The following is a 10,163-nucleotide window of genomic DNA, read 5'->3' on the forward strand; positions in this document are numbered from 1 at the left end:
TCCGAGCCCTGTTCCAGGGCTCGGATCCCCGCAGACCGCGCAGCACGTTGAATCTCCCCGCACGAATGTGAACAGGACGCATCATGACCACCACTGATCCATGGATCCACGACCTGGCCCGGGTGCACCCCGGGGACCGGATCGAAGTATGGGACCAGCACCATCTGCGCCATGCCGGCACCGTGAGCCAGGTGGCGGCCCACCTGGGTGTGCTGTGGGTGCGCGAGGCCAACAGTGGGCTCCCCAAACTGGTTCCCACCGAGGGTCACCGCCTGCGCCATGCCTCGGCTGCCTACGCCGCCTGAAGCGGTCGCAGACCCTCCCGGTCACCGGTGCTTCCCCCGTCAAGGGAAGCCTCCGGCCTCGGTGCTGGCCCAGAACGACTCGTGATGCCCGCTCGACACGGCTGCCCCGTGCCGCGTGGGCATCACCACGTGGTGCGGTCACGCGCCTTTGCGGATCTCCCCGGGCGGGTTCAGGTGTGCTGAGACGCCGCGGGCTCCGTGATCGTTGACGGCCCGCCCCCGTCCGCTCTCATCAGGCGTAGTCTTCAACGAAGGGGCCCGTCTCGAGGGGGAAATGACATGTCGTCCATGCCGGGGCGGCGCGCACGGTGCCCCGTGGGTTCCACCCGCCCCGCTGGACCGAGGAGGTCCCCATGCAACCCGAAGCCTCACCCATGGAGCTGACTGCGGTCTTCGCCCGGATCCAGACCATGGTGCTGTCCCAGGAGCACGCCGTGGTCGCGGTGCACCAGCTGGCGCAGGTCGCCCAGGACCTCATCCCCTCCGCGGCCGGGGCGGGGGTCTCCCTGATCGACGCCCACGGCAGCAGAACCAGCACCGGGGCCACCGATCATCTCGTCGAGACCGCCGACGCGCTCCAGTACGAGTCGGGGGAGGGCCCCTGCCTGAGCGCCTGGGCCACCGCGTCCCTCCAGCGCATCAACGACACCACTGACGACGACCGATGGCCCCAGTGGTCAAGGGCTGTTGCCCGGTCGGGAATCCGCTCGATGCTCAGCGTCCCGCTGGTCTTCCGGGATCAGTGCCTGGGGACGATGAAGGTCTACGCCACCGTCGACAACGCCTTCACCGACCACGAGGAGCAGCAACTGGAACTGCTGGCCGCAGTCGCGGCCACCCTGCTGGGCTCGGCCCAGGCCGCGGAGACCCCGCAGCGCCTCAGCGCTGCGCTGCAGGCCGGGTTGAAGGATCGGCAGGTGATCGATCGGGCCACCGGGATGCTGATGGAACAACGGGCCACCGACCCCGACGACGCCCATGCCGTGCTGCTCACGGCCTCACTCAGCCAGGGGCGGCCCATGGTCGAGGTCGCCCGCCAGATCCTGCAGCGGCACCCCGACCCGGGCAACTGAGGCCCCACGGCGGAGACGACGAGGTCGCGGCGGAACAAACCCGCCTGCCCTGTGATGTCGTCGGCGGCGCCGACATCGACGGCGAGGCATGGGAAGTGCATCACGTGCGTCGGCGTCCGCACCGCTGTTCACGGACCGGGCCTGCCTCCGCCTGGCGGTGGGGCCCTGCCCGGATGAGCCCGGCATCGCTCGGAACAGCGAGGAGATCCAGCGCGGTCACCGGGCGATGGGCGAGCATGCTTCCTCGCATGCCCCCGAGCGCGGTGGTCTGCGGCACGGCTGCTGCGGGCGTGGCCGATGTCCGGCCGAGCACAGGAAAGGGTTGTGCCTTCGGGAACTCGGCGTAGGCTCAGAGATCAGGACCAGGGCAAACCGCGGAGACGCACCCCACAGAGCGGGGCGGCGACCGATGCCAGGACGTGAACTCCGGTCGTCGTCACGACCTCTGGAGCCCTCATGGACCCTGATCCTTCCGTGTCCGAGCTGACCGTGGCCTTCGCCCGCATCCAGGGCATGCTGTTGAGCCGGCAGAATGCGACCGCAGCGGTGGACCAGCTCGCCCAGGTGGCCCGCGCGGTGATCGGTACTGCTGTGGGGGCCGGGGCCTCCCTGTTCGAAAGCCCTGGTGGGGCGAGATCCAAGGGGGCCACCGACGCCCTCACCGCCGCCGCTGATGCCCTGCAGTACGAGCTGGGCGAGGGCCCGTGCCTCGACGCCTGGATCTCCGGGGTGTCGGTGCGTAGCGACGACACCGCTGAGGAGGACCGCTGGCCGGACTGGTGTGCGGCCGCCCACGGTGCGGGTATCCGATCGGTGTTGAGCACCCCGCTGGTGTTCGGCGGCCGGCAGCTGGGGGCGATGAAGGTCTATGCCCGTGACCCGGACGCGTTCTCCGTCGAGGACGAGGGAACCCTGGGCCTGCTGGCCGGTGCGGTGGCCGTCCTGCTGGGCTGCGCCCAGTCCGCCGATGCCCCGCGCCGGCTCAGCGACTCGTTGCAGGCGGCCCTGGCGGATCGGCAGGAGGTGGGGACCGCGGTCGGGGTGCTCATGGAGCGCCACGGCACCGACGTCCAGCAGGCTCGGGCAGCATTGTTGGACGAAGCCCTGCTCCAGGACCGGCCCCTGACCCAGGTCGCCCGGCAGGCGCTGGCCCGCCCGGCGGACCGGGACGGGTAGGACGCCGTCGTGGATGACGACGAGGTGGGTTCCGAGCAGGCCCGCGGCCTGTGCCTGGCGCTGGAAGCGGCAGGCATCGGGGCGGGGACGTTGTGGCTGCACTACTTCCGGATGGGCGGGGAGGTGGGGGAGGTGGAGATCGACGCCTACCTCCACCACGCCCTGGGGCTGCCGCGACTCGAGCGGGACCTGTTGGCCCGTGCGGCCGACGAGCTCATCGACCACCGGGCAGGCCAGCACGCCCTCTACTCCTTCGAGGTGCGTGCCGATGCCCGGGGCGACAGCGCCGGCGGCCACGGGGAGATGACCACGGGCATCGACCGTGATGGTGGCTCCGGTGAGGACCCCGACGGTGCGGCGGGTGCCGAGGGAAAGGCGCAGCAGTGAGTGCGCCGATCTGCCGGAGGTCGGAGCACGTGGGTGTCGAGGGCATCGGAGTACTCTGGGACCCAAGGACCTTCACCGCGAGAAGCACCCCTGTGCCGCCGGGTGTCAGGGAATCAGAAGGCCCTCGAGGCCACGGGAGGTCACGATGGAAACCGAGTTCTCGGGTACGGAGCTGACCACGGTCTTCGCCCGCATCCACGGCATGCTGCTGAGCCAGGAGAGCGCGACGTCCGCAGTGGAGCAGCTGGCCGAGGTCGCCCAGGACGTGGTGGACTCCGCGATCGGTGCCGGGGCCTCGCTGATCGACGACCAGGGGCACACAACGTCCACCGGCACCACGGACGCGGTGGCCGAGGCCGGGGACACCTTGCAGTACGAGCTGGGGGAGGGCCCGTGCCTGAGCGCGTGGGCCACCGAAGCTCTGCAGCGGGTGGACGACACGGCCACCGAGACCCGGTGGCGGGGCTGGTGCGCGGGGGCTCTCTCGCTGGGGGTCCGCTCGGCGATGAGCGCCCCGATGCTGTACAAGAGTCACTGCATCGGAGCGATGAAGGTCTACACCACCACCGCGGACGGGTTCACCGCTGCTGATGAGCGGCGGTTGAGCCTGCTGGCGGCCGCGGCCGCGACCCTGCTCGGTGCGGCGCAGACCTCCGAGGCCCCGCACCGGCTCAGCCAGTCCCTGCGCACCGCCCTGACGGATCGCCAGACGGTGGATGTCGCCACCGGGATCGTGATGGAACGCCGCGGTGTCGATCAGCACCAGGCCCGGGTGGCGCTGCTGGAGGCCTCGCGCGACCAGGGCCGGCCTCTGCTGGAGATCGCCCGGTCGGTCCTGGCCGGCTCCCTCGGCACGGATTCCTAGTGCTGGCGGATGATGATGCCGTGGCCCGCGAACAGGCCCGCCTGCTGCGCCAGGCCGTCGACCGTGCCGGGATCAGCCGGGACCAGTTGTGGCTGCACTACTTCAGCCTCGGCGGGGAGGCCGGGGAGACCGAGATCGACGCCTATCTGCACCAGTCCTTCAGCCTCCCGCCCTTCCAGCGCGACCTGCTGGCCCATGCGGCCAACGAGCTGATCGCCCAGATTCCCCCGCCTCAGGCTCCTTATGTCTCGGACCTCGTCGACGGCGACAACGCCGAGGAGGACTGAGGTCCTCCCAGCCGGTGCCGTTGCCCCGTCCGTGCGGCTGCCACCGGGGCGCTCGCCCACGCCGGTCGTTCAGGCCGGGGGCTCGGGGTCGTCCAGGAGGTGGTCGGCTGTCTGGGCGAGGGTCTCGCCCTGATCACGGGCGGTGTCCAGCAGGCTGGTGCGGGCGGCGGACTCGGGCAGGTTCAACCGTTCCATCAGCACGCCCACGGCGCGTTCGATGCGGTCCCGGTCCGTGACGGCCTCCTGCAGGGCGTCGGGGCGAGAGGCCGGGCGCTGGGTGCGCCCGTCGCCCAGCAGGGCGGCGGCCGGGCCGGCGAGGAGGCTCAACAGGCGTTCCTCGTGCTCGGTGAAGGCGTGGGGTTCGGTGGCATAGACCTGCAACGCCCCGATCTCCAGGCCCTCCACGACCAGCGGGACGCTGAGTGCGGAGCGGATTCCTGCCCGGGCCACGGTCCGGGACCAGGCCGGCCATCGCAGGTCGGTGGCCGTGTCGGGGACGTACTGGACGCTCACGGTGTCCCAGGCCCGCAGGCACGGGCCACCCCCGAGCTCGTACTGCAGCGCGTCCGCGTGGGCCACCGCCTCATCCGTGGACGCCACGGTGGTGCACACCCCGTCCTCGTCCACCAGGGAGATCCCGGCCCCGGCCGCCAGCGGGATCAGCTGCTGCGCCACCTCGACCAGCTGGCTCACCGCCTCGGCGGCCGTCTGCGCCTGCAGAACCACCTGCTGCACACGGGCCAGGGCAACGCTGAGCCCGGCCACCGCCGGATCCCGTTCCATGGTTTCTCCTCCGACAAGCCGGCAGCCCCTGAAACGGCTCGTCTTCCGGGCAAGCCCTCCGCCTGCCGACACCACCATTCTCACCCTCGGGCGGCAACGCCGATAGCACCTGGACCAAACGGAGTCCGGCGTCAGGGGCCTGCGGAAGACGAAGGAGTGCGCGACGGCTGCCGTGCCGGTGCGGGCGACGGCGAGAGGCGTCCAGCCACGGACAGGGAGCGGGCACGGCGACATGGTTCCGGAGCGCCCCGCGGAGAAGGCGGATCAGACGTCCCCGGCTCGTGTGGCAACCCCCGCTTCCCCGATCACACCGTGATCCCGCCGAGGGAAAGCTCCGATGGGCGTCCCCGTCCCCGCCGAGGTCGCCCCGGAGGTTGTTCTCCGCACCAGTGGTCGCCTGGACGCGGCCGGGGCGTAGCATCGACGGGTGACAGAGATCTGACAGGAGAAGTGTGGAGGTGGGCCGCCGTTGGACGTGCTCATGGCGGCCCTGCCCATTGTGCTGACCCTGGCTCTGCTGCTCGTGCCGGCGCCGTCATGGGTGGCTCCCGGGATCGGACTGGTCTCGGCCGTGCTGATCGGGCTGGTCTGGTTCGACACCTCTGCGGAGGAGGTGTCCTCGGCCTTCGGCGAGGGCTTCTGGACCCTGGTCGAGGTGCTGGCCATCATCGCCGGCGGGATCCTGCTCGCACGCGTCATGGACCGCACCGGCGCGCAGAAGAAGCTGGCCCGGTGGCTCTCGGCCGGTGGCGGCCCCACGGTCGTCTCGGCGCTGCTCATGGTGCACGGGGTGGTCCCGTTCATGGAGACCGTCACCGGGTTCGGCGTCTCCGTGATCATCGGGCTGCCGCTGCTGCTGTCCCTGGGGTTCACGCCGTTGCGAGCGGCCTCGCTCTCGCTGGTGGCGCTCATGGTGGGCCCGTGGGGCTCCATGGCCCCCGGAACTCTCCTGGGCTCCCAGATCGCCGGCGTGACCCTGCAGGACCTCGGGGTGGCCTCCGGGATCCTGAACGTCATCGCCTTCCTGGGATCCGGCGCCGTGGCCGCGGTCATCGCCGGCCGGGGGCTGCCCAACTCCGACGGCCGGCCCCGGCCTGCTGACTACGGCGCCTGGATCGGCATGGGACTGGCCTCGGGAGTGGTGCTGTCCGCCCTGGTCCTCGCCGCCAATCTGGCGTTCGGCACGGCCGTGGCCGGTGCGGTGGCCACTCTGGTGATGTCCGCGGGCTGGGCCGGCGTGATCAGCCGGGGACGGATGGGGCCTGTCCCGGCCCGCGCTCTGGTGCCGTACCTCGTGCTGCTGGGGGGCACCATCGCCGGGCAGCTCCTCGAGGGCCTGCTGCCGCCCGGAGGGTTCGGCGCGGTGCTGGGCTCGCCGGCCCTGTGGTCCATCACCGGTGCCCTGCTCGGCGTCGTCGTGCTCTCCATGGACAGGGAGCACCGGCGGCGACTGCCACGGGAGAGCACCCGGATGTGGCTCCAGGTGGCGGCGCCGACCGGCCTGTACCTGGTGCTGGGCACCGCGGTCTCCGGGGGCGGGCTGGCCGAGGCGCTGGCCACGGCGCTGACCGGGCTGGGGCAGGCCTATCTGTTCCTGGTCCCCGTGGTCGGTGGCCTGGGGGGATACATCACGGCCTCGGGCACGGGCGCCAACGCCATGTTCGGCGGCACCCAGGACGCGGCCGCGCATGCCCTCGGCGTGGATCCCCTGTGGATGATGGCCTCCCAGAACGTGGCGGCCGGACTGGCCTGCCTGGCCAGCCCTGCGCGCATCGAACTCGCCTACCGGATCGCCGGCCCGCTCCAACGGAAGGACACCCCCGGGCCCGCCTTCACCCGCGGCGCCCTGGTGGCGAGGACCCTGCCGTTCGTGCTGGTGTGCCTGGTGCTGTGGGGCATCGGGAACCTGCTCTGGATGCCGATGGCAGGCTGACTCCCCCCCGCGGACCTTTCCGTTCCTCCGGTGCGGCACGCAGCCCCCGCCACGTCGGAGATGGCCGGTCGGAGATCGACCATCGCTCCGGGTGAGCGGCGTGATCAGGGGTGCAACGGGCCGCGTGTCAACAGCCTCCTGAGTGGGTTGCCCTGCAGGAACCGCCTCGACGACCGACCCGGCGCGGGGTTTCCAGCAGCTTCGCCCACATCGGGGCGAAGGACATGTTGCGGACGACGAGGACGACCAGGTCGATGAACAGGGAGGCCAACAGCGCCCGGACGAGGTCGCCGCTGCGCTCGAAGAGCAGAGGCCCCGGTTGCATGCCGTACTGCTGGAAGGCGGCGAGCATGATCGCGGCGGTGGCCGAGGTGAGCTGCCTTCAGGGTAGGGCGGCCTTCCGGACCGGTCAGCTGACCTGCCCCGGATCGTTGCCCCACCACCGACGATGTCACACCCCCTTGGCGGCTGGGGCACCACCGGAGTTCTGGAGACGGCGACCGGCGGAGGAGCCACTTGGGCAACGAGTGGGAGACCGACGCGATGGCGGCGCCGGCGCCCCGTGTGGGGGGCCGGCGCCGTTCGTGGTGGTGCGGGCAAGTTGCTCAGCTGTTGATGACCTGGGGGCGCCGAGGTGCTTGAGGCCTTCCACGCCGAACTCCAGGCCGTAGCCGGACTGCTTGGCGCCGCCGAAGGGGATGCGGGGGCCGACGTTGCCGTGCTTGGTGATCCACACGGTGCCGGCCTCGATGCGGGCGGCGACCTCCCGGGCCCTGGCGGGGTCAGCCGACCACACCGAGGCGCCCAAGCCCACCTCCAGAGAGTTGGCCATCTTGATGGCCTCCTCGAGGTCGGTGTACTTGATGATCGGAAGGGCCGGACCGAACTGTTCCTCGGCCACCAGGGGGTTGTCGTTGTCCAGATCACCCACCAGGGTGGCCGGGTAGAAGTACCCGGGCTGGTCGGTGTCAGGGTTCCCGCCGATGAGCACGCGTCCGCCGCCGGCCTTGGCCTTGTCCACGAGGTCGGCGACGACGTCGTACTGGGCCTGGTTCCGCAGCGGGCCCAGCACGTTGTGCTCCTCCAGGCCCACGCCCATGGGCATCGTGGCGGCGACCTCGGTGAGGGCCTCGCACACGGCGTCGTGGACGTGGGCGTGGACGTAGAGGCGCTCGAGCGCCGCACAGGTCTGGCCGGTGTTGAGCAACGCTCCCCAGAACAGGTCCTCGGCGATGGCCGCCGGGTCGACGTCGGCAGCACGATCCCGGCGTCGTTGCCGCCGAGCTCCATGGTCAGCCGCTAGACGTTGTCGGCGGAGTTGCGGTTGATCGCCTTCCCAGCGGGGGTGGAGCCGGTGAACATGATCTTGTCCACGTCCGGGTGGGCGACCAGGCGCTCACCGATCTCACGGGCCCCGGCGACCACCTGGAGCACGTCGGCCGGCAGGACCTGGTTGATCACCTCGACCAGGGCCAGCACCGACAGAGGGGTGTAGCCGGAGGGCTTGACGACCACGGTGTTGCCCATGCGCAGGGACGGGGCGATCTGCCAGGTCTGGATCATCATCGGCGAGTTCCACGGCCCGATCGCTCCGACCACGCCCAGGGGCCGGTAGTGCAGCTCCGCCTTCGTGCCCTCCTCGTCGACGAGGGTCTCCGGCTCCAGTCCCAGTGCGGCGGTGGCACGCAGCCAGGCCGCACACGCGCCGACCTCGAAGCGGGCGTTAGGGCCGTTGAGTGGTTTTCCCTGCTCCCGGTTCAGCAGCTCGGCCAACGCCTCGGCGTTGGCCTCCACGGCGTCGGCGGCGGCGTCGAGCAGGGCCGAGCGTTCGGCGTGGCCACGGGCGGCCCACTCGGGCTGGGCGGTGCGGGCGGCGGTGAGGCCGCTCTCGATGGCGCCGTCGATGAAGCCGCCCCAGCCGGTGGCGTAGTCGGCCCCGGCGAGGAAGACCCGCCCGTCGGGGCGCTGGAGGTCCTCGAAGCACTCGGTGAGGTGCCCGGCGTAGTGCATGGGCCAGGTCTCCCCGGCGTACTCGTCATCGACCCAGTTGTGGCCGGTGACCGCCAGGACATCCAGCCCGGGCACGATTTCGTCGAGCATGGCCTGGGCGGCGGCCACGTCGTCGATGGGCACCGCGGTGGCGTCGGGGCCGAAGGCGACCAGGGTGGTGGTGTCGGCGTCGAAGTACTCGGCCTGGACGAAGTTCAGGGGCGACTCCGCGGGCGCGAAGGCCACGAAGCGCTCCTGGCGCCCGGCCACCTTGAGCCACAGCTTCGCCCCGCGCCCGGCCTGGCCCCGTTCGCCCGCTCTGGCCTTGGGTGCGGACAGGGCAGGGGTGAACTCCACGGAGCCCAGGGCGCCCAGCGGCAGGGTGACGACCACGGCCGCGGCGGTGAACCGGGTCCCGTCGACGGTGGTGACGGTCACGGTGCCGTCGGTCTGGTCCACGGCGGTGACCGGGGTGTTCAGGCGCAGGTCGATCTCGGCGACGGCGCGGATGGCCTCGATGAGCCGTTTCGTGCCGCCGTCAGCGGACACCTCCCGCACGAGCAGGCCGCGCTGAAGTGCCTGTGCCTGGTCACCCGACCCCTTGACCCCACCGGCGGTGGCAGGGCGCGGTGAATGGTGGGGTGGTCCCCGGCGCTGAACGCGCTCGCCTGTTCCCTTCGCCGGACGGTTCGACGGAACCGCTCACTGATGACAACCGTCGGACCCCACGCACCGTTGATCGGACAGTCTCGACCGTAGGGCCGGGATGCTTCTGATGCCCTGAGACCTCGCAGAGGATGGATGCGAGCGCTTGAACCTATAGGTGAAGCATGGTTCACTTGTTTGTCAAGGAAGGAGAGTCCTCCCCTATCGTTCCGTCGTCATGACCGCCCCTGCGATGGGTCCAACGGGCTGGTCCGCACGGGCCGGGAGAGGCCTCTGATCCGACCGTTCGGAAGGGTGTCGTCATGATTGTCCCGTTCACCAACTGGCCCGCGGTGCTGGGCTTCAGGGCGGTGCTGCTGGCAGGGCACCTGTTCGCCCGCCGCCGAGGACGCGCCTCTGGAGCCCATCTGGTCCTGCCGCTCGACGGCGCGCCCGGCCGCTCAGCAGCACCAGGCCCATGACCACGGCACCCACCGCCGGTCCGGGCCCGTCCACCTGCACGAAGGAGACCCCGATGACTCCGGTTCACCGGCCCCCAGTACATCCGACGCTGGCGCCGCGTCGCACCGTTGCCGCGGTGATCACCGACGGGCCCGAGGCCGTTGCGGTGGCTCGCCGCGCAGTCCGGATCGCTGCCGACCAGGACCGCCCGCTGCTGCTGCTGGTGCCGATGCTGCGCTCGGCGTTCAGTACCGACGC

Annotated in this window: 9 protein-coding genes and 2 pseudogenes; 8 read left to right on the top strand and 3 right to left on the bottom strand. The window is 71.2% G+C overall.

The features are described from left to right. The first annotated feature begins 83 nt into the window (after positions 1-83). The 6 genes from ACFU0Y_RS14630 (at position 84) to ACFU0Y_RS14655 (ending at position 4,093) form a co-directional block, all read left to right on the top strand. The gene (locus tag ACFU0Y_RS14630; RefSeq protein WP_380215255.1) at positions 84-305 is read left to right on the top strand and encodes a hypothetical protein; all 222 of its coding nucleotides are present in this window, start codon (positions 84-86) and stop codon (positions 303-305) included. Positions 306-658: 353 nt separating this feature from the next. Continuing rightward, complete coding sequence (locus ACFU0Y_RS14635; RefSeq protein WP_380215256.1) at positions 659-1,378, top strand: GAF and ANTAR domain-containing protein; 720 nt, start codon at positions 659-661, stop codon at positions 1,376-1,378. Between the two features lie 456 nt (positions 1,379-1,834). Then, the gene (locus ACFU0Y_RS14640) at positions 1,835-2,554 is read left to right on the top strand and encodes a GAF and ANTAR domain-containing protein (RefSeq protein ID WP_380215257.1); all 720 of its coding nucleotides are present in this window, start codon (positions 1,835-1,837) and stop codon (positions 2,552-2,554) included. A gap of 9 nt (positions 2,555-2,563) precedes the next feature. Beyond that, the gene (locus ACFU0Y_RS14645) at positions 2,564-2,941 is read left to right on the top strand and encodes a hypothetical protein (protein ID WP_380215258.1); all 378 of its coding nucleotides are present in this window, start codon (positions 2,564-2,566) and stop codon (positions 2,939-2,941) included. A 145-nt stretch (positions 2,942-3,086) separates the two neighbouring features. After that, positions 3,087-3,806, top strand: coding sequence for a GAF domain-containing protein (locus tag ACFU0Y_RS14650; protein WP_380215259.1), 720 nt, complete (start codon positions 3,087-3,089; stop codon positions 3,804-3,806). A gap of 20 nt (positions 3,807-3,826) precedes the next feature. After that, positions 3,827-4,093 (top strand): hypothetical protein, encoded by a 267-nt coding sequence (locus ACFU0Y_RS14655; protein ID WP_380215260.1) that lies wholly within the window; start codon positions 3,827-3,829, stop codon positions 4,091-4,093. A 69-nt stretch (positions 4,094-4,162) separates the two neighbouring features. On the opposite strand, the gene ACFU0Y_RS14660 is transcribed toward ACFU0Y_RS14655, so the two are convergent. Beyond that, on the bottom strand, positions 4,163-4,876 hold the full coding sequence (locus ACFU0Y_RS14660) for a GAF and ANTAR domain-containing protein (protein WP_380215261.1): 714 nt from the start codon (positions 4,874-4,876) through the stop codon (positions 4,163-4,165). Between the two features lie 481 nt (positions 4,877-5,357). On the opposite strand from ACFU0Y_RS14660, the gene ACFU0Y_RS14665 reads away from it, so the two are divergent. Next, positions 5,358-6,809 carry an L-lactate permease gene (locus ACFU0Y_RS14665; RefSeq protein WP_380215262.1) on the top strand — a complete coding sequence of 484 codons (1,452 nt, stop codon included), beginning with the start codon at positions 5,358-5,360 and terminating at the stop codon, positions 6,807-6,809. 181 nt (positions 6,810-6,990) lie between these two features. Here the strand turns inward: ACFU0Y_RS14665 and ACFU0Y_RS14670 are convergent. Both ACFU0Y_RS14670 and ACFU0Y_RS14675 read right to left on the bottom strand, forming a co-directional pair. Further along, positions 6,991-7,179: pseudogene (locus tag ACFU0Y_RS14670) on the bottom strand (tripartite tricarboxylate transporter permease); the annotation flags it as partial. 249 nt (positions 7,180-7,428) lie between these two features. Then, positions 7,429-9,356 (bottom strand): annotated as a pseudogene (locus ACFU0Y_RS14675) (aldehyde dehydrogenase family protein); the annotation flags it as partial. Between the two features lie 410 nt (positions 9,357-9,766). Here ACFU0Y_RS14675 and ACFU0Y_RS14680 point away from each other — a divergent pair. Next, on the top strand, positions 9,767-9,925 hold the full coding sequence (locus tag ACFU0Y_RS14680) for a hypothetical protein (RefSeq protein ID WP_380215263.1): 159 nt from the start codon (positions 9,767-9,769) through the stop codon (positions 9,923-9,925). Positions 9,926-10,163: the final 238 nt, after the last annotated feature.

The organism is Kocuria sp. NPDC057446 (genome assembly GCF_042802875.1).
Lineage (GTDB): Bacteria > Actinomycetota > Actinomycetes > Actinomycetales > Micrococcaceae > Kocuria.